This window comes from Sinorhizobium arboris LMG 14919 (genome assembly GCF_000427465.1).
GTDB classification, from domain to species: Bacteria; Pseudomonadota; Alphaproteobacteria; order Rhizobiales; family Rhizobiaceae; genus Sinorhizobium; species Sinorhizobium arboris.
Genome location: NZ_ATYB01000014.1, coordinates 2,002,352 through 2,020,943 on the forward strand (window position 1 = coordinate 2,002,352; position 18,592 = coordinate 2,020,943).

An 18,592-nucleotide genomic window follows, 5' to 3' on the forward strand; every position below is an offset into this window, starting at 1 on the left:
GCCACCCAAATCTTGTCACGGTGACAAACCCGAATTTGATCGGTGGGCCTCCGGCTTGACCCTTGTCCATTTCCGTGGAATAGGCACGTTATGCGTGAACATGACACCCGCATTGTCGCTCGGGTCGCCGGCATCCCAACAGGCGGGATGCAGGGACTTCGCACACGCTGATCACAGCGTCACGCGTAATCCGCAGCCTCGCCGGACCGGACGGGGCTCTTTGCGGTTCAGGCGCCCGTCCATCGGCATCTGGAGATGGAAAATGGCACAGAACATTTACGATAAACCTGAATTCTTCACGGGATACAGCCAGCTCGGGCGGTCGCTGCATGGTCACGACGGCGCAGCCGAATGGCCGGCGATCCGCGCCATGCTGCCTGCGCTCGGGAATTTGCGCGTCGTCGACCTCGGCTGCGGCTTCGGCTGGTTTGCCCGCTGGGCGCGGGAGAATGGCGCGGCCCATGTGCTCGGGATCGACCTTTCCGAAAACATGATCGACCGGGCGCGACAGGATACGAGCGATCCGGCGATCGAATACGACATCGTCGACCTCGAGCAACTGGTTCTGCCGGAGGCAAGCTTCGACTTCGCCTATAGCTCGCTTGCCTTTCATTATATCGAGGACTTCGACCGTCTGGCGCGAACGATCCATGCGAGCCTCCTGCCCGGCTCCCATTTCGTCTTTACCATCGAGCATCCGGTCTACATGGCTCCGACGAATCCCGGCTGGTCCACGGATACGGAAGGCCGCCGCATCTGGCCGCTCGATCGCTACTCGGTCGAAGGAAAGCGCGTCACCGACTGGCTCGCCAAAGGGGTCGTCAAATATCACCGCACGCTCGGCACGACGTTGAATGCTCTGATCGCAGCCGGCTTCACGATCCGCCGCGTTCAGGAGTGGAGCCCGACCGCCGACGAGATCGCCCGCAATCCGGACCTCGCGGAAGAGGTCGATCGACCGATGATACTGCTCGTTGCAGCACAGAGGTAAGCGTGGACGCGGATGAGCGAGAGCCGTCCTGCCGCTCCTCTCCTGGCGTAGCGGTGGCGTTCGCCTATTTCCGCTTCTGCGCCTTCCCCTTCTTGGTGGGAACCACCGGATTTGCCGCCTCCTCTGCCTCTTTCTCGAGCCGCATTTGTTTAAGGCGAGCCGTCTTCTTCACGCGCGCGGCAGCCTCCTGCTCGATAATGGCGCGTGACGCAAGTGTGGCCTGATCCGCGCGATCCGCAGGATTCTTCTTCTCGGCCTTGAAAAGGCGATTGCCGACGTCCTTCATGCGAGATCCTCCATCATTTCAGCCAATAAAAAAGGCCGGGACAGGCCCGACCTTCCACATCATCTCAACCCGCTGTGCCAGTACATCCGTGGTCACGGGCGGGGAGATAACAATCTCATCAAGTGCCGTGCTACTGCATGTCGCCGTGAATCCCAATCGATTGAAGGGCAAAAACGTGCAGCAGATCAAAGAGCTACCGCGACCTTTGCGCGTCTGACAAGACGCGCGGCGCTGTAGGGCACAATCGCGCGGACCGTTCAGAGCGCGCGAAGGTTGTCCGCCGAAGTCTTGCCCGAGCGCCGGTCCTGCGTCAGCTCGTAGCTTACCTTCTGTCCGTCTTTCAGCGTGGACAGGCCGGCGCGTTCAACCGCCGAAATATGGACGAACACGTCCGCAGCTCCATCATCCGGCTGGATGAAACCGAAGCCCTTGGTGCTGTTGAACCATTTTACCGTTCCAGAAGCCACGTCGATGTCCTTTCAATAGCCATGGAAAAACGCCACCGCGGAATGGCGGTGTATCAAAACCGATGTTGTCAGGATTTTCGTGACGACGCGCCGCGGCGCAGAAACAAATATCGTCGATCAATATCGATGTACCGTGTTATGTAGGTCATCATTGTGTTTCTTACAAGGCACAATTTCATATTCTTCCGTGAGAAGGGCGTTGGTGCGACTGCACCTCAAGGACAGGTCGTTCCGGGGTCCGCCATACCGCGGGTTATATTTATGGACTTTCCGGCAAAGGGCATTAAATCTCGGCGGTGGCGCAAATCTCAGGACCATTTCCGATGCACGATCCGATTCCGACCGTCACTTTTCCAGATGGCAGCACGGTCCCCACACTCGGTCAGGGCACCTGGCGGATGGGCGAAAATCGCATGAAGGCCGCTGACGAGATCCGCAGTCTGAAGACCGGGCTCGACCTCGGCATGACGCTGATCGACACAGCAGAGATGTACGGCGACGGCGCCGCCGAGCGTATCGTCGGCGAGGCGATCAGGGGCCGGCGTGACGAGGCGTTCGTCGTCAGCAAGGTGCTGCCCTCCAATGCCAGCCGGACGGGCACGTTCGCCGCCTGCGACCGCAGCTTGCGCAATCTCGGCATCGACTGCATCGATCTTTATCTTCTGCACTGGCGCGGCAGCCATCCGCTCGCCGAGACCGTCGCCGCCTTCGAAGAGCTGAAGAAGGCCGGCAAGATCCGCGCTTGGGGCGTCTCCAACTTCGACGCCGACGACATGGAGGAACTGTCGGCCGTGCCCGACGGCGGTAAGGTCGCAGCCAATCAGGTACTCTACAATCTCGCCCGACGCGGCATCGAATTCGACTTGTTGCCCTGGTGCCGTGACCGCGGCGTGCCGGCCATGGCCTATTCGCCTCTCGACGAGGGCCGCCTGCTGCATGATACCGATCTGATCCACATCGCCAAGGCGCATCAGGCGACGCCCGCCCAGGTGGCCCTCGCCTTTTTGAAGACGCGTTCCGGCGTCATCTCGATCCCCAAGACCGGGTCTCCCGAACGCGCCCGCGAAAACCGCGACGCGATGGATATTCATCTGACGACGGAAAACCTCGCCGAGTTGGACCGCCATTTCCCGCCACCGCGGAGGAAGACGCGGCTGGAAGTCATCTGAGGAGCAATCTCAGCGGCGTGGCCCCGATTGCCCCTCATCCGCCCGCCGGCACTTCTCCCTGCAAGCGGGGCGAAGAGACAAGCGGCACCCCTGCCCCTTCTCAAACGTTGCCGTAAATGGTTGCACATGCGAAGCACGTCTCCTCTCCCCGCCTGCGGCGAGAGGAGCAGGATGAGGGACAATCAGGGCCTGTAGGGGGCGCAATCCTCCTCGCTTCCTTACATCCCCTGGGGTCCGCGATTCATCGCGGCGATGCCGGTGCGGCAGACTTCGATCAGACCGAGCGGCTTCATGATCGCGATGAACTGCTCGATCTTCGAAGGCTTGCCGGTGATCTCGAAGACGAAGTGATCGATATTCGCATCGATGACCGAGGCGCGGAAGGCGTCGGCGAGTCTGAGCGCCTCTACCCGGTGTTCGCCCGAGCCGTGCACCTTGACGAGCGCCAGTTCGCGCTCGATCGGACGCTCATGGCCGAGGCCGGCAGCACGAACGGTGAGATCGACGACTCGATGCACCGGAACGAGCCTTTCGAGCTGATTCTTGATCTGCTCGAGAACATGCGGCGTGCCGCGGGTCACGATGGTGATCCGCGAGAGATGCGCCTCGTGCTCCGTCTCGGAGACCGTCAGGCTCTCGATATTGTAGCCGCGGCCGGAGAAAAGGCCGATGACGCGGGCGAGCACGCCCGGCTCGTTGTCGACGAGAACGGAAAGCGTATGCGTTTCCGCAAGCTCCGTTTCCTTGGCGATGAAGTAGGCGGAGCCCGTCGGCTGAAGATGTGCGTTCATTTTCCTGTTCCTACCCTTATCCTCAAACGAGCTGGCGTCCCTTGGCATCGATGGCGTTGGCAACCGCTTCGTCCGTCGCCTCGTCCGGAAGCAGCATTTCGTTATGCGCCTTGCCCGAGGGGATCATCGGGAAACAATTGGCGAGATTGGCGACACGGCAGTCGAAGATGACCGGAGCCGGAGTGTCGATCATCTGCTTGATCGCATCATCGAGCTCATCCGGTTTTTCGCAACGGATGCCGACACCGCCATAGGCTTCGGCGAGCTTGACGAAGTCGGGCATCGCCTCGGTATAGGAGTGCGACAGGCGGTTGCCGTGGAGAAGCTGCTGCCACTGCCGGACCATACCCATATATTGATTGTTCAGAATGAAGATCTTGACCGGCAGGCCGTACTGAACCGCGCATGACATTTCCTGGATGCACATCTGGATCGAGGCGTCGCCGGCAATATCGATGACGAGGCTCTCCGGATGGGCGACCTGAACGCCGACGGCGGCCGGGAAGCCGTAACCCATGGTGCCGAGGCCGCCCGAGGTCATCCAGCGGTTGGGTTCTTCGAAACCGAAGAACTGCGCGGCCCACATCTGGTGCTGACCGACTTCGGTGGTGATGTAGGTGTCGCGGTCCTTGGTCAGCTCGTAGAGCCGCTGGATCGCATATTGCGGCATGATGACGTCGGCACTCGGCGTATAGGCAAGTGAATTGCGCGCCCGCCACTTGGAGATCGCTTTCCACCAGTCCTCGAGCCGCTTCTGGTCGACCGTCTTGGCCGCGGCGCGCCAGAGGCGAACCATGTCCTCGAGAACAGCGGCAACGTCGCCGATGATCGGAATGTCGACCCGGACGTTCTTGTTGATCGAGGACGGGTCGATATCGATGTGGATCTTCTTCGAGTTGGGCGAGAAGGCATTGAGCCGGCCGGTGATGCGGTCGTCGAAGCGCGCGCCGATGCAGATCATGACGTCGCAATCATGCATCGCCATGTTGGCCTCATAGGTCCCGTGCATGCCGAGCATGCCGAGCCAGTTCTTGCCGGAGGCAGGATAGGCGCCGAGGCCCATCAGCGTGGAAGTGATCGGGAAGTCGGTAAGTTCGACCAGCTCGCGCAGGAAATGCGCAGCCTGCGGCCCGGAATTGATGACGCCGCCGCCCGAATAGATGACCGGCTGGCGCGCCGTCTTCATGAGCGCGACGGCCTCCTCGATCTTCTTCAGGTCTCCTTGCGTCTTCGGCTGATAGCTCTTCTGCGTCGGAACGGCCGAGGGCGGCGTATAGGTACCGGTCGCGAACTGGACGTCTTTCGGAATGTCGACGACGACCGGACCCGGACGGCCCGACTGGGCCACGCGGAAAGCCTCGTGGATGACGCGGGCGAGGTCGTTGACGTCCCTGACCAGCCAGTTGTGCTTGGTGCAGGGCCGCGTAATGCCGACCGTGTCGCATTCCTGGAAGGCGTCCGAACCGATCAGCGAAGTCGGAACCTGCCCCGAGATACAGACGAGCGGGATCGAGTCCATGAGCGCGTCCTGCAGCGGCGTGACCGCATTGGTCGCTCCGGGGCCGGATGTCACCAGCATGACGCCGACCTTGCCGGTGGAGCGGGCATAGCCCTCGGCCATGTGCCCGGCACCCTGCTCATGACGGACGAGGACGTGCTGAATCTCCTCCTGCTGGAAGATCTCATCATAGATCGGGAGCACGGCGCCGCCGGGATAGCCGAAGATGTGTTCGACGCCGTTGTCTTTCAAAGCCTGGAGAACGATCTCCGCGCCCGTCATCTGGTTCTCAGTTCCGCTCATTTGCCTGCTTCCGTCCCTCGTTCAGGTTTGCGTGAATAACGTGTTTGAAGGCATAAAAAAAGGCCCCGTCAGGAGCCTCGTTCAGCGCATGGGTGGCTACCGCCGGATGGTTACACCACCCTGCCCATGCGCCGTCCCACCACAAGAATAACCGCGAATTTTTTCATGGGGCGATTTGTTAAACGGAAAATCTCCACCCGTCAACGCCTTTTGGCGCGCTCTGACCGGCACAGACGTCACGGCTCGTGAGCAACCAGTTATTAAACTGCAGCCGCTATCGTGGGACGCCGCAAGGGAACAGGCGCCGGCTTTCGGCGCGTATCCTGCGGCTGATTTGGCGTTTTCGCCCGAGGTGCTGCGTGCTCGAAAGTGGAAATCAAACGGCGCCTCGCGCCGGCGAGACGGATCGACGCGATAGCTTGAAGCCCGGCAATCGTTTTCTCGGGCGGGTCGTCGGCTGCAACGGCTCGCGCGCCACCATCGCAGCGGTTGCCGAAAATGGCGAGACTTCGCTCACCGAGCTCTGGTCGGTCGGCAAACTGGTTTCGATTTCTGTCGGCGCCAATCGTGTCGTCGCCCTCGTCTATTCGATGCAGACCGTATCCGAGGGTTGGGGCGAAGAGGCCAACAATACGTTCCGCATCGAAGTGGAATTGATGGGAGAGGTTCACGTCGGTCCGGATGGGCGGGAAGAATTCTCCGCCGGCATCAGCCGCTATCCCTATCTCGGAGCGATCGCTCACCGCATCCGCGTAAGCGATCTCGCCCGCATCTACGATTCCGGTCAAGTGGACAGCTGCGTCATCGGAAAGTTGACGCAGGACGAAAGTCTCGACGCGACCATCCATGTGCCCTCTATGCTTGCCAAACATTTTGCGATCGTCGGCACCACCGGCGTCGGCAAGTCGACGGCCGTGACACTGCTCCTGAACAAGGCGATCGCCGCCGATCCGAAGCTGCGCGTGCTGATCCTCGATCCGCACAACGAGTTCGCCGCCGCCTTTCCGGACCAGGCGGTGGTCATCGACACGGACACGCTCGACCTCCCTTTCTGGTTTTTCCGCCTCGAGGAGTTGGCCGAGGTCGTCTTCCGCGGGCGCCCGCCGGTGCCGGAAGAGCTCGACATTCTGCGCGACGTCATCGCGGATGCGAAAAGGGCATTCAAGGGTGGCGAATCCGGCCTGATGAGGCGGCAGACGGAGAGGAGTTCCATCACCGCAGATACCCCCGTACCCTATCGGATCGCCGATCTCCTGGCGATGATCGACGAGCGCATCGGTCGGCTGGAGGGGCGTAACGACAAGCCGCACCTGCGCTCCCTGAAGGTCAGGATCGTCTCGGCCGTCAACGATCCGCGCTACCATTTCATGTTCTCGCAGAACACGATCACGGACACGATCGAAGACACGATTGCGAAGATCTTCCGCATTCCGGGCGATGACAAGCCGATCGCCACCTTCGAGCTTGCCGGCATCCCCTCGGAAGTCGTCAATTCCCTCGCATCCGTGCTCTGCCGCATGGCCTTCGAGATCGGCCTCTGGGGCAATGGCGCCATCCATATGCTGGTCGTCTGCGAAGAGGCCCACCGCTACGTACCGGCCGATCCCTCTCTCGGCTTTGTGCCCACACGCCAGGCCATTGCTCGAATCGCCAAGGAAGGCCGTAAATACGGGGTGTCGCTCGGCATCATCACCCAGAGGCCGGGCGAACTCGATCCGACGATCCTGTCGCAATGCTCGACTGTCTTCGCCATGCGGCTCGCCAATGACCGCGACCAGGAAATCATCCGATCGGCGATCTCCAATTCGTCGATCTCCACCACCAGCTTCATTTCCTCGATCGGCAACGGCGAGGCAATCGCCTTCGGCGAGGCGGTCGCAGTACCCATGCGCATGCGCTTTGCTCGAGTCGAAGATGCGCGGTTGCCCCGCGCCCACGGCATCACCGACAAGGTGGACGACGACGCGCCACCCGCCGCCGACCTCCGTTCCATCATCGGCCGCATGCGTGCCGTGAACGGTCCCGACATAACGAGTTTCCAACAGAGCTACCTGGCGGCCCAGACGAAGCAGTCGCCCGTGCTCGAGGACGGCGACTGGAGTGGGACAGGCGCCGAGACCGGGGCCACCTCCCCCCTTTCGCGACAATATCCAGCATTCGAGCCCTATAGCCCCGACATGCTTCCGCGTTCTTCCGAACCGGCCAACCCGGAGATCGAACGCTTCAACCGAATCCGCGAGCAGATCCTTTCCGCAGAGTCGGAAAGCGGATTGCGTGGGGCCGCCAAGGCGCCGGGCCAAGCGGACCGGGGCTTCGGCACGCCGGCGCCGCGCCGCGAAGGGTCGCTTCGCGAAAGCCTGCTCAAGCGACCGCTTGGCAGCCTTATCCGCAAATAAGCCGGCCCGAACAAATACAGCATTGCGGCAACCAAGCTGCGGGAACGGACGGCATCGCCTGGCGGGTGAGCCGGCCCTGACTTGCAGATTTTGGATCCGGGGGCTCCTCTCGAGCGTTGATGTGACGTCAGGACGAGGAGACGACCATGGATGACGATGACGCATGGAAAAACGAGCGGCGGCTCTGGCTCGAGGGCTCCGACCCCTATCGCGAATTGCTGGACGAAGACTGCATCATGGCATTCTCCGCGCCGGTCGGTGTCCTGCGCGGACGATCGGTCATAATTCGAAGTCTCCAGGGAATCCCGCGGTGGGAGCATCTCACGATGACCGGGAAAGTCATGAGCCGGATCGGCGAGAACTTTATCGTGCTCGGGTATCTTGCGGAGGCGCGACGCGCGCAAGGCCGGCCCTACGCGGCCTATTGCACGTCGACGTATCACGGCGTCGGAGCAGACTGGAAACTCATTCAACACCAGCACACGCCGGTCGACTGACCTGCGGGACCGCAAGCCTCCGCCGGTTGCGCGGATCAAATTTGGGAAGAAAATCATGGAAGACATTTTGCGGCGCTTCTTCGAGCGCTACGAGAGCATGGCCAATCAGGTGCTGTCAGGATCGTTGCCGGTCAGCCATACGACCTTCGCCTTCGCCTCCGACTTTATTGCCGCCTCGCCGGCCGGAGTCATGACGGGCAAGAACGATGAAACCCTGGCTGCATCAATGGAAAAGGGCTACGCCCGCTACCGCGCGATCGGAACCAGGGAACTGAAGATCCGCGAAACCACTGTGACGCCGATCGACGCGCTGCATTTCCTTGTACGCGTCGATTGGCGTTCCGTCTTCGACGCCGAGGAGCAGCCGGACGTGACGATCGATTTCGAAGTCCATTACCTCGTTCAACTGCGTGACGGCGAGCCGAAGATTTTCGGCTGGGTCAGCGGCGACGAGGAAGCCGTTTTGAAGGAGCACGGGATCGGCTGAATTGCCGGGTCGCCGTGCTCCTCAGCGATCGGACGAGAAGCCCCGCCGTCCGAAACCGAGAAGCGACCTAGTCCAGTGCGTCCGGGCCTTCGATACGCTGCCATGTTTCGTCAAGCTGGTTGCGGAACCAGGTCATCTGGCGCTTGGCATATTGGCGCGTGGCCGCGGCCCCGGCCTCGATCACCTTCGTTTCCGTCATCTCGCCCCTCAGCATCGCGGCGATCTGCTGCACGCCGATCGCCTTCATCACCGGCATCTCCGGCGGGAGGCGTAGCGCGAGAAGCGCCCGCACCTCCTCGACGGCACCTTTCGCAAGCATCGTCTCGAAACGTCGGTCGATGCGGCCATGGAGTACCGGCCGCTCCGGCAGGACGACGATCTTCAGCGCTCGATCCGGATCGATGACCACCGGCCCGCGGCTCTGCCGGTAAGAACCGATGGGCTTGCCGGACGCCTCTATTACCTCCAGCGCGCGCACGATGCGCTGCCCGTCGCCGGGCCGTAAGCGCGCCGCCGTCTCCGGATCGCGTCCGGAGAGTTCGCGGTGGAGCGCCTCAGCGCCTTCCTCCGTCAGGCGCGTGCGCAGTCGCTGGCGGATCGCGGGCGGAATCTCCGGCATGTCCGAAAGGCCTCCCGTCAGCGCCTTGAAATAAAGGCCCGTGCCGCCGACGAAGACCGGAAGGCGCCCCTCTTTCCTTAATCGTGCCACGAGCGCTTCCGCCTCCCGGAGCCATGCGCCGGTCGAATAGGCACGGTCCGGCGGGACATGGCCATACAGGAAATGCTCGACGCCACCCATCTCGCTTTCATCCGGACGCGCGGTCAGGATTTTCAGCGTGCCGTAAACCTGCATGCTGTCGGCATTGATCACGACGCCGCCGTGTCTTTGCGCAAGCTTCACGGCGAGCGCGGACTTGCCGCTGGCGGTCGGCCCGGTTATCAGGATCGCGTCGATGTCTCTCGCAAGGTTTTGCATCATGGCTCTCGTTGCCACGCTTATCGCCGATCCGTCAAATCCCGTTCTGTCGCCGGCACACGCCGAGGCGGCAGCCGAGAGCCTCGATGCGTCCGGGCTCTATTGGCTCGCGGACGGCATCGCCTGCGACATCGCGTTGAGGGACGGCACCGACGCAGGTGAAGCGGAAGCTCGGCTCCGTCAGGCCATCGCCGGCGCAGCGATCGATGTCGCCGTCCAGGACGCCGAAAGCCGCCGCAAGCGATTTCTGATCGCCGATATGGATTCCACCATGATCGGACAGGAATGTATCGACGAACTGGCCGCGGAAGTCGGCCTGAAGGAAAAGGTCGCCGCAATCACCGCGCGCGCCATGAACGGCGAGATTGCCTTCGAGCCGGCACTCGTCGAAAGAGTGGCGCTTCTCCGGGGCCTGCCCGTTACCGTCGTCGAGGAAGTCATAGCCAGGCGCATCACATTGACCCCCGGCGGCCGCGAACTGGTCGCCACCATGAAGGCGAAGGGCCACTATACCGCACTCGTCTCGGGTGGCTTCACGATGTTCACCGGGCCGGTCGCAGAGAAGCTCGGCTTCGACGAGAACCGCGCCAATATCCTCATTGAAGAGAACGGTCGGCTGACTGGCGATGTTGCCCGGCCGATCCTCGGCAAACAGGCCAAGGTCGACGCGCTCATCGGCATTTCGGAACGGCTCGGCATCACGCCCGCGGACGTCATGGCGGTCGGCGACGGTGCCAACGATCTCGGTATGCTGCAGCTTGCCGGCAGCGGAGTGGCGCTCCACGCCAAGCCGGTGGTTGCCGCACAGGCGAAGATCCGCATCGACCATGGCGATCTCACCGCCCTGCTCTACCTTCAGGGCTACCGCAAGACGGATTTCGTGACGTGATCATCCTCGATACCGAGCGACTGAGACTCCGCGCCTGGATCGAGTCCGATCGTGATCTCTTCGCCGAGATCAACAGCGACCCCACGGTCATGGAGTTCTTTCCGTTCCGCCGGAACCGGGCAGAGGCTGACGCGCTTTTCGAGCGCAATGACCGCAATATTCGCGAAACGGGCTTCGGGTTCTTCGCACTCGCGTTTCGTGAGGACGACGCGCCGATCGGCTTTTGCGGACTTGCACGCACCGATCTCGAACCGCACCTGCCCGACGGCACCGTCGAGATCGGCTGGCGCCTGGCTGTCCGCCATTGGGGAAAGGGCTACGTGACGGAGGCTGCGCGGGCGCTTCTCGACTACGGCTTCGGCGAGAGGAAACTCGGCGAGATCGTTGCCATCGCCGTTTCGGCCAACACCCGCTCCACCGCCGTGATGAAACGGATCGGCATGCATCCGGATTGCGCGCGCGACTTCGATCACCCCGGCGTCCCGGATACGCACCCGCATCTGAGGCACCACGTGCTTTACGCAATCACCGCGCAAGAATGGCGGCGGGATGGCTCCACCGCAAAGCGGTAGTACCCGTCGCCACGGTCGAAAGCGCCAGCGCTACTCCATCCGCACCGTCACGAAACGCAATTCGCCGGCCTTGTTCGCGATCATCAGCAAAGCGTTGCGGCGCCCGTCAGCCTTCAGTTTGGTGACGCGTGAGGCGACATCCTCCGGTGTTTCCATCGCTTCCTGGCCGAGCTCGACGATTACCTCGCCCGGCTCCACACGACGCTCGGCCGCGGGCGAATTGGGCTGTACCTCGGTGATGACGACGCCTTTGACGCTCTCGGCGATGCCGAAGCTCTGGCGGCGGTCGGCGTCGAGCTCTGCGAGCTTCATTCCGAGCACGGTGTCACTTGCAGGCAGTTCCGCGGCCGGCGGCTGGCCGGGCTTCGCCTCGTCGCCGCTCGGCAGTTCGCCGGGTCGCGCATTGGCGAGTTGCTCGCCATCCTCGAGCCGACCCAGCGTCACGCGGACCGTCTGCTCATTGCCGTCGCGGATGATGACGACATCGACAGCCTTGCCGACCGGGCTCTCGCCGACAGTGCGCATGAGATCGCGAATTTCGGCGATGTCCGTGCCGTCGAAGCGGATGATGATGTCGCCCGGTTTGATCTCGCCCTTCGTAATCGGGCCGCCCTCGATGATGCCCGAGACAAGCGCGCCGCGCGGAAGCTCCATTTTGAGGCTCTCGGCGATATCGTCCGTGACAGGCTGAATCCGCACGCCGAGCCAGCCGCGGCGCGTTTCGCCGAACTCCTTGAGTTGGTTGACGACGTTCACGGCGAGCTCCGCCGGAACGGCAAAGCCGATGCCGACCGACATGCCGGTCTGCGAGAGGATCGCCGTATTGATGCCGACGACCTCGCCCTGCATGTTGAACAGCGGTCCGCCCGAATTGCCGCGGTTGATCGCCGCGTCGGTCTGGATGAAACTGTCGTACGGGCCGGCATTGATGTTGCGGCCGCGGGCGGAGACGACACCCACGGAGACCGACACGCCAAGACCGAACGGGTTGCCGACGACCATGACCCAATCGCCGATCCTGATCTTTCGCGAGTCGCCGAAGGAGACGGCCTTGAGCGGCTTCTTCGGCTCGACCTTCAGAACGGCCAGATCGGTTTTCGTATCCGTGCCGACGAGTTTCGCCTTCAGCTTCGATCCGTCGGAGAAATTGATCTCGATATCGTCGGCGTCCTGGATCACGTGGTTGTTGGTGACGATGTAACCGGCCGGATCGATGATGAAGCCGGAGCCGAGGGAATTGACGGTGCGGGGCCTGCCTCCCTCGCCGCCCGGCCCCCTGAAGAATTCGTCGAAGAATTCCTGATGCGGCGATCCCTCCGGCACCTGCGGCATCGGAGCATTGTCGTCGTCACTCTTGACGTTTTGCGAAATCGATATGTTGACGACGGCGTCGAGCAGACCCTCGGCGAGATCGGCAACGGATGGCGGACCCGCCGGAGGCAGTGCCGTCGCAGTCTGGGCCAGCGTCGTGTTGGTGAAGATGAGTGCCGTCGCGGCCGCCAGCACCAGGCCGCGGAAGAATTCGGGTCGTTTCGACAAGTCGCTAGGCTCCTATCATTTCCCTTGCATCGCGCCGGTTCCCGTTCGTCCGGCGATGATGATGCACGAACATTGTTTTGCTGCACCGAACTACAGCGGCGCGCTACTTGACTGAGGCGCGCAGCACGCGAAGCTTCTATTGAAGATACGGCGGAATTCCGGAGCGTCCAGACACGATTTCCTGATGGCGGCAAATCGGCGGCGAGTCAGATCGTTATTTCGTGCCCGTGCTCTTTCAGAGCCTCCACGGCCTTATCGAGATTGGATCCGGCGACGAAGATGTAGTCGGTGCTGAAGGTCGAATTGGCGAAGACGCCGACACCTGCCTCCGAAAGCGGGCGGAGTACCGACGACAGCACGCCGGGCACGTCGAAACTGAAATGCTGCTCCACGCGAAAACAGCGCCAGCCGAGCGAACTCTGCACGCTCGACGGAACGCGAGCGGCGCGGCAGACCAGGGTCATTTCCTCACGAGAACTGGAGACCGTCCAAAATCCCGGCCCCGGCAGCCATTCCGGAATAGCGGACCCGACGTTCAGACGGGTAATGGCATATTCGGCATCGACCAGCCGGATGAGCAGTTTATGTGGCATTCGCATTATCCTCGAAGCAACCATACAAGCCCGACGCCGATTAAGACCGATGTCAATCCGGCCAATCGGAGCTGATGTTCAGGGACATACGGCAATCGCTTCGCCAGTTCCACCAAAACCAAAGGGGCCAGTGCGTACACCAGCCCCTCGAAGATCAGAAAAAAGGCAATGCCCGTCAGAAAATCCGACATTGTCCGCTCAATCTGCGGTAGCCGGCGCCGTCGGTCCGGGGGCCGGCAGCGGCTGATCCGCTCCACCCGCATTGTTGAAATAACGGAAGAATTCCGAATGCGGCGAAAGCAAGATGGTTGTGTCCGGGCTGCCGATCGACTGCGCATAGGCCGACATCGATCGGTAGAATTCGAAGAATCCCGGATCGCGCTGGAAGGCATCGGCAAATATCTGCGTACGCTCCGCTTCGCCCTCACCGCGCAGGATTTCCGAATCACGCTGCGCCTCGGCGACAATCTCGACCACCTGGCGATCGGCGATCGCGCGACGTCTCTGGCCTTCCTCGTTACCGCGGGCGCGTATCAGTTCGGCCTCGGCAAGTCGCTCCGCCTTCATTCGCTCATAGGTCTGCTGAGAGACTTCCTGGGTCAGATCGGTTCGGCGGATGCGCACATCCTCGATATTGAGGCCGAGCGACTCTGCATCCGCCCTGAGATCCGCCCCGACTTCACGCATCATGGATGCACGCTCGTCCGAGAGTGCCGCTTCGAAGCCCCTCAAACCATAGACCCGGCGCAGCGATGCGTCGAGACGGGTCCTGAGGCGCGCCTCGGCAGATTCCCGGTCGCCGGAAACCGTTTCGCGGAAACGACGGGGGTCGGTGATCTTGTATACGACGAAGGCGTCGACTTCGTAGAACTTGCCGCCCGAAACCTGCACGCGAATATTGTCCAGGTCGAAACGAAGAGCCTGATCTTCGACGTATTGAACCCGATCGGCATCCATGAAAGCGAAGGGAAGCTTGAAATAGAGGCCCGGCTCTCTCTTTACGTCCCGGATTTCGCCGAAGCGCACGACGATCGCCTGCTGGCGCTCGTTCACGACGAAGATCGAGGAATAGGCCACGAAAAGAACGGCAGCGAGGATGATCAGGATAATGGAACTGCGGTTGTTGATCATTGGTTTCCTCCCGACTGCGCGGGCCTGCCGAGTTCGTTGAGCGGCAGATAGGGCAGCACACCCTGGCCGTTCTTCTCGTCAAGGATGAACTTTTTCGATTTCCCGAGAACACCCTGCATAGTTTCGATGTAGAGCCGCTTGCGCGTTACATCCGGGGCCTTGGTATATTCGTCGTAGACCGAGATGAAGCGCTGAGCCTCACCCTGGGCCTCCTTTACGACCCGGTCCTTGTAGGCGGCCGCTTCTTCGCGGATCTGCGCGCCTTGACCCCGCGCCTTACCGAGAACCTGGTTGGCGTACTGGTTGGCCTCCTCGACGAAGCGATCCTCATCCTGCTCGGCGCGCTGCACTTCGTCGAAGGCATCGGCCACTTCGCGCGGCGGCGCGGCATCCTCGATCGCCACGGTGTTCACCGATATGCCGGCGCCATAGCTGTCCATCGTCGCCTGAATCGTGTTCTTCACGTCCGCGGCGATCGCCTGGCGATTGTCGCGGAAGATGTCCTGCGCCGGACGGCGGCCGACGACCTCACGCATTGCGCTTTCGGCCACCTGCTGCAGCGTATCGGCCGGGTGCTCGACATTGAAGAGATAGGCCTTCGGATCGGTAACCGAGAACAGCACGGAGAACTGCACATTGACGATGTTCTGATCGCCGCTGAGCATCAGGCCGGCATTCGACTGGCCCGTGCGGCCGCCGATATTCTGTTGCTGCTCCGTCACCTTGACGATCTCGACGGTTTCGAGCGGCCAGAAGTGATAGTGCAGGCCCGGCATGGAAATTTCTTCTTTCGGCTTGCCGAAGCGCATCTCGACGCCGCGTTCGTCCGGCTGAACCGTATAAATGGAATTCAGCAGGACGAAACCGAGGATCAACAGGCCGACTATGACGAAGATTCCGCCGTTGAAACCTCCCGGAACCACGTTCTTCAACTGATCCTGGCCACGCCGGATGATCTCTTCCAGATCCGGCGGGCCACCTCTTCCGCCACGCGGCCGGTTGGGCCCCTGGCCCCATGGCCCCTGATTGCCGCCGCCGCCGCCCCACGGGCCGCCGCCGCCGCCATTCTGATTGCTCCAGGGCATCAAAACCTCACTTGCAAGAACTCTGTCGCTGAACGCCCCGCAGGCATTGCGGCCGGTCACGATGTGAACCCCGTTATAGGTATCATGTGCATTGCTTTCAACGCGATACGGCCGAGTTCACCGTAAATGCGTTAAAATTGTTCGCAGCCGCGCCGCTGAGGACGGCGAGAGTGCGGGCAGGAGCGGAAGACCGCTCAGACTCCGGCGCCTCCGGGCGGCGCCGTGCGGCGGCGCCAGGTCACGAAATGCATTGCGTGACTGTCTTTCTCGCCGCGTGGAAGATCTTCCTCCGTCACCTTCTCGAAAGTCGCAGGGTCGATGGGAGGGAAGCGCGTGTCGCCATCCACCTCAGCCTGGACTTCGGTCACGTGCAGCACATCGGCCATGCCGATCGACTGGCGGTAGATCTCGCCGCCACCGATGATGCAGATCTCGTCGGATCCGATCGCGGCGGCCCGCTCCAGAGCGATCGTGAGCGCCGCTTCCAGAGACGGCGCCACCTCGGCACCGGGAGCCTCGAAGTCGGGATTGCGGCTGATGACGATATTCGGCCTGCCGGGCAACGGTCGCGCCAGCGAGGCCCAGGTCTTCCGTCCCATGACGACCGGCTTGCCGATCGTCAGTGCCTTGAAGCGCTTGAGATCGGTGGAAAGCCGCCACGGCAGGCCGCCTTCGCGGCCGATAACTCCATTGGCCGCGACAGCGACGACGAAAACGATCTTCGGCCTGCTTGCCACCTTCTGCTCCGCTTCAGTCATGAAAACCACTCGGCTTGCTGTCGATTTCACGGGCGCGAACCAGCGCCGCGCGGTCCGTGACGACGCGAATGTAGCGATCTATCACATCGCTCTCCGGCAGGATCTTGCGCATCCACTGCAGCGCGCTTGCGAGCAAAAGATCGGCGGCGCTCATCGATTCGCCAAGGAGATAGGTGTGCCGTGTGAGCACGTCGATCACATGCGTGCACATTTCGGTGTATAGCCGCGCCAGCCCCGGATTGTTCACTGTCACCCCGGAAATATGAGCGAGAGCGGTCGGCTCGATGACACCGGCATAATAGGCGAGCCACGACAGATAAGCGCCGCGCTCCGGATGACCCGGCGGACGGCTGAGGCTGCAATCCGGATAGAGATCCGTCAGATATTGCACGACCGCGACGGATTCCCAGATCAATGTCCCGTCGTGCAGGAGCGCCGGCACCTGTTTGTGCGGATGCGGATTGTTCTCGTCCGGGCCGCCCGACCCGTCCCAGCGGCGGATATCGACATAGCGGATCTCGTATTCGGCACCGAGTTCCTCGAGCAGCCAGATGATGCGCGACGAGCGCGACATGGGCGCATGGATCAGCGTCAGCATGGAAACCTCCCGTTGGGCACCGCCAGCAAAGCTGAACAACGGTTTCCCGAAAGTACTTTGAAACCACGCACTTCCGGACGGAAACCGTATGAGACGCAGCTAGACCGCCACCGGCGCCCTGATATGTGAATCGGCTTCATAGCCGACGAGCACAAAGTCTTCGAATCTAAACGAAAATATATCCTTCACCGACGGATTTATCTCCATTCTCGGCAGCGGCTTCGGCGTTCTCGTCAGCTGCAGCTGCGCCTGTTCAAAGTGGTTGCGGTAGATATGCGCGTCACCAAGCGTGTGGACGAAATCGCCGGCTTCGAGCCCCGTCACCTGCGCCACCATCATCGTCAGCAGAGCGTAGGAAGCGATATTGAAGGGCACGCCCAGGAAGATGTCGCCCGAGCGCTGGTAAAGCTGGCAGGAGAGTTTTCCGTCCGCCACATAGAACTGAAACAGGCAGTGGCAGGGCGGGAGCGCCATATCGTCTACAAGCGCCGGATTCCACGCGGAAACGATATGGCGGCGGGAATTCGGATTGCTCTTCAAGCCTTCGATAAGCGCCGCGATCTGGTCGATATGTCCGCCGTCGGGGGTCGGCCAGGAGCGCCATTGATAACCGTACACAGGTCCGAGCTCGCCGTCTTCATCCGCCCATTCGTCCCATATGCTGACGCCGTTTTCCTTGAGATAGGCGATGTTCGTGTCGCCTCTCAGGAACCACAGAAGCTCGTGAATGATCGAGCGCAGATGCAGCTTCTTGGTCGTCAGCACGGGGAAACCCTGCGAAAGGTCGAAGCGCATCTGGTATCCGAAAACCGAGCGCGTGCCCGTACCCGTACGGTCGCCCCGGTCGGTTCCCGTCGTGATCACATGTTCGAGGAGATCGAGATATTGTCGCATGCTTTTTCGCCGACGATTCGTTCGTTGCGCCGAAAATAGAACGAACCGTCGCGCGAACCAATGGCGGAATGGTGTTTTCCCGTATTTCGACCCGTCATGCGCCCGCGGGCCGAAACGATCCGGCGGAAATCCCCGGCGCAGGCGGCGCGCCGGTTCACTTCGCGGGGCGTCGGTTTGCGGCGTGGTCCTGATACTGCTCGTTCCTCACCGCCCTCTCGTCGAGGCCGCGCGAGCCGGAATGCTGCGCCTTGTCCCTGTTCGACAGAACGTCGTTTTCGCCGAGGACGCCTTCCTTCAGGTCGGTTTGCGCACCGCTGCCGTCACCTTTGCCCTTGTCGGGCTTTCCCAAGTTCTTCTTGCTGGCGTGAGCCATCGCAGTCTCCTTTCGCCTGTTTGCTGGAAATGCCGGCCGCCGCCCAGCCTTGTCAGTCGCCGGCGCCCTTGTGATGCCTGCTCTCCTGATTCTTCCCGCGCAGAATGCTGCGCTCGTCCGCCTCGCGGGCATCGCTATGCTCGGTGCTCAAGTCCCGCCCCTTGCGTTGCGCCTTCCTCAAGGCGTCGGAACGGTGCAAATCCGCTTCGGCGTTGAAGTCCTTGTCCGCGTTCGACGTATTCTCGCGGCCCTGAAGCACGCGCTTCTGTTGCTCTTGTGTCTTTCTGCCGACCATTGCC

22 protein-coding genes are annotated in these 18,592 nt (G+C 61.8%); 7 read left to right on the plus strand and 15 right to left on the minus strand.

Annotated elements, in window-relative coordinates:
• Window positions 1-262 precede the first annotated feature (262 nt).
• On the plus strand, window positions 263-991 hold the full coding sequence (locus tag SINAR_RS0121040) for a class I SAM-dependent methyltransferase (RefSeq protein ID WP_028000899.1): 729 nt from the start codon (window positions 263-265) through the stop codon (window positions 989-991).
• Window positions 992-1,055: 64 nt separating this feature from the next.
• Here SINAR_RS0121040 and SINAR_RS0121045 read toward each other — a convergent pair whose 3' ends face one another.
• Together SINAR_RS0121045 and SINAR_RS0121050 are read right to left on the minus strand one after the other, a co-directional pair.
• Window positions 1,056-1,277, minus strand: a complete 222-nt coding sequence (locus SINAR_RS0121045; RefSeq protein WP_028000900.1) for a hypothetical protein — start codon at window positions 1,275-1,277, stop codon at window positions 1,056-1,058.
• Window positions 1,278-1,534: 257 nt separating this feature from the next.
• Window positions 1,535-1,744: a cold-shock protein gene (locus tag SINAR_RS0121050; protein WP_028000901.1), complete on the minus strand. Its 210-nt coding sequence runs from the start codon at window positions 1,742-1,744 to the stop codon at window positions 1,535-1,537.
• Between the two features lie 323 nt (window positions 1,745-2,067).
• On the opposite strand from SINAR_RS0121050, the gene SINAR_RS0121055 reads away from it, so the two are divergent.
• Window positions 2,068-2,913: an aldo/keto reductase gene (locus SINAR_RS0121055; RefSeq protein WP_028000902.1), complete on the plus strand. Its 846-nt coding sequence runs from the start codon at window positions 2,068-2,070 to the stop codon at window positions 2,911-2,913.
• Between the two features lie 218 nt (window positions 2,914-3,131).
• Here SINAR_RS0121055 and ilvN read toward each other — a convergent pair whose 3' ends face one another.
• Both ilvN and SINAR_RS0121065 read right to left on the minus strand, forming a co-directional pair.
• Window positions 3,132-3,704, minus strand: coding sequence for an acetolactate synthase small subunit (ilvN, locus tag SINAR_RS0121060; protein ID WP_003534906.1), 573 nt, complete (start codon window positions 3,702-3,704; stop codon window positions 3,132-3,134).
• Window positions 3,705-3,726: 22 nt separating this feature from the next.
• Window positions 3,727-5,505 (minus strand): acetolactate synthase 3 large subunit, encoded by a 1,779-nt coding sequence (locus tag SINAR_RS0121065; RefSeq protein ID WP_028000903.1) that lies wholly within the window; start codon window positions 5,503-5,505, stop codon window positions 3,727-3,729.
• A 359-nt stretch (window positions 5,506-5,864) separates the two neighbouring features.
• Between SINAR_RS0121065 and SINAR_RS0121070 the strand changes: the two genes are divergently transcribed.
• The 3 genes from SINAR_RS0121070 to SINAR_RS0121080 all read left to right on the plus strand — a co-directional run bounded on the left by SINAR_RS0121070 (window position 5,865) and on the right by SINAR_RS0121080 (window position 8,885).
• A complete protein-coding gene (locus tag SINAR_RS0121070) occupies window positions 5,865-7,901 on the plus strand; it encodes an ATP-binding protein (protein WP_028000904.1) in 2,037 nt (678 codons plus the stop codon).
• A gap of 146 nt (window positions 7,902-8,047) precedes the next feature.
• Window positions 8,048-8,398 (plus strand): hypothetical protein, encoded by a 351-nt coding sequence (locus tag SINAR_RS0121075; RefSeq protein ID WP_028000905.1) that lies wholly within the window; start codon window positions 8,048-8,050, stop codon window positions 8,396-8,398.
• A 55-nt stretch (window positions 8,399-8,453) separates the two neighbouring features.
• Window positions 8,454-8,885: a DUF6841 family protein gene (locus SINAR_RS0121080; RefSeq protein ID WP_028000906.1), complete on the plus strand. Its 432-nt coding sequence runs from the start codon at window positions 8,454-8,456 to the stop codon at window positions 8,883-8,885.
• A gap of 67 nt (window positions 8,886-8,952) precedes the next feature.
• Here SINAR_RS0121080 and miaA read toward each other — a convergent pair whose 3' ends face one another.
• On the minus strand, window positions 8,953-9,864 hold the full coding sequence (gene miaA / locus SINAR_RS0121085; protein ID WP_028000907.1) for a tRNA (adenosine(37)-N6)-dimethylallyltransferase MiaA: 912 nt from the start codon (window positions 9,862-9,864) through the stop codon (window positions 8,953-8,955).
• Between miaA and serB the strand changes: the two genes are divergently transcribed.
• Entirely contained in the window at window positions 9,863-10,750 is an 888-nt protein-coding gene (gene serB / locus SINAR_RS0121090; protein ID WP_028000908.1) for a phosphoserine phosphatase SerB, read from the plus strand. The two genes, miaA and serB, sit on opposite strands and share 2 nt — an antisense overlap.
• Window positions 10,747-11,322, plus strand: a complete 576-nt coding sequence (locus tag SINAR_RS0121095; protein WP_028000909.1) for a GNAT family N-acetyltransferase — start codon at window positions 10,747-10,749, stop codon at window positions 11,320-11,322. Before serB ends, SINAR_RS0121095 begins: the two co-directional genes overlap by 4 nt.
• Window positions 11,323-11,352: 30 nt before the next feature.
• Here SINAR_RS0121095 and SINAR_RS0121100 read toward each other — a convergent pair whose 3' ends face one another.
• The 10 genes from SINAR_RS0121100 to SINAR_RS0121150 all read right to left on the minus strand — a co-directional run bounded on the left by SINAR_RS0121100 (window position 11,353) and on the right by SINAR_RS0121150 (window position 18,588).
• Window positions 11,353-12,861 carry a Do family serine endopeptidase gene (locus SINAR_RS0121100; RefSeq protein WP_028000910.1) on the minus strand — a complete coding sequence of 503 codons (1,509 nt, stop codon included), beginning with the start codon at window positions 12,859-12,861 and terminating at the stop codon, window positions 11,353-11,355.
• A gap of 206 nt (window positions 12,862-13,067) precedes the next feature.
• A complete protein-coding gene (locus tag SINAR_RS0121105; protein WP_028000911.1) occupies window positions 13,068-13,454 on the minus strand; it encodes an ACT domain-containing protein in 387 nt (128 codons plus the stop codon).
• 5 nt (window positions 13,455-13,459) lie between these two features.
• A complete protein-coding gene (locus SINAR_RS0121110; RefSeq protein WP_028000912.1) occupies window positions 13,460-13,645 on the minus strand; it encodes a DUF2065 domain-containing protein in 186 nt (61 codons plus the stop codon).
• 7 nt (window positions 13,646-13,652) lie between these two features.
• Window positions 13,653-14,585, minus strand: coding sequence for a protease modulator HflC (gene hflC, locus SINAR_RS0121115; RefSeq protein ID WP_028000913.1), 933 nt, complete (start codon window positions 14,583-14,585; stop codon window positions 13,653-13,655).
• A complete protein-coding gene (hflK, locus tag SINAR_RS0121120) occupies window positions 14,582-15,670 on the minus strand; it encodes an FtsH protease activity modulator HflK (protein WP_028000914.1) in 1,089 nt (362 codons plus the stop codon). The genes hflC and hflK overlap by 4 nt, the downstream gene beginning before the upstream one ends.
• A 194-nt stretch (window positions 15,671-15,864) precedes the next feature.
• A complete protein-coding gene (locus tag SINAR_RS0121125; protein ID WP_028000915.1) occupies window positions 15,865-16,428 on the minus strand; it encodes a dihydrofolate reductase in 564 nt (187 codons plus the stop codon).
• Window positions 16,421-17,026, minus strand: a complete 606-nt coding sequence (locus tag SINAR_RS0121130; RefSeq protein ID WP_028000916.1) for a glutathione S-transferase — start codon at window positions 17,024-17,026, stop codon at window positions 16,421-16,423. Before SINAR_RS0121130 ends, SINAR_RS0121125 begins: the two co-directional genes overlap by 8 nt.
• A gap of 99 nt (window positions 17,027-17,125) precedes the next feature.
• Entirely contained in the window at window positions 17,126-17,920 is a 795-nt protein-coding gene (locus SINAR_RS0121135) for a thymidylate synthase (RefSeq protein WP_028000917.1), read from the minus strand.
• 154 nt (window positions 17,921-18,074) lie between these two features.
• Window positions 18,075-18,293 (minus strand): hypothetical protein, encoded by a 219-nt coding sequence (locus SINAR_RS0121145; protein WP_028000919.1) that lies wholly within the window; start codon window positions 18,291-18,293, stop codon window positions 18,075-18,077.
• Window positions 18,294-18,345: 52 nt separating this feature from the next.
• On the minus strand, window positions 18,346-18,588 hold the full coding sequence (locus SINAR_RS0121150) for a hypothetical protein (RefSeq protein ID WP_028000920.1): 243 nt from the start codon (window positions 18,586-18,588) through the stop codon (window positions 18,346-18,348).
• Window positions 18,589-18,592: the final 4 nt, after the last annotated feature.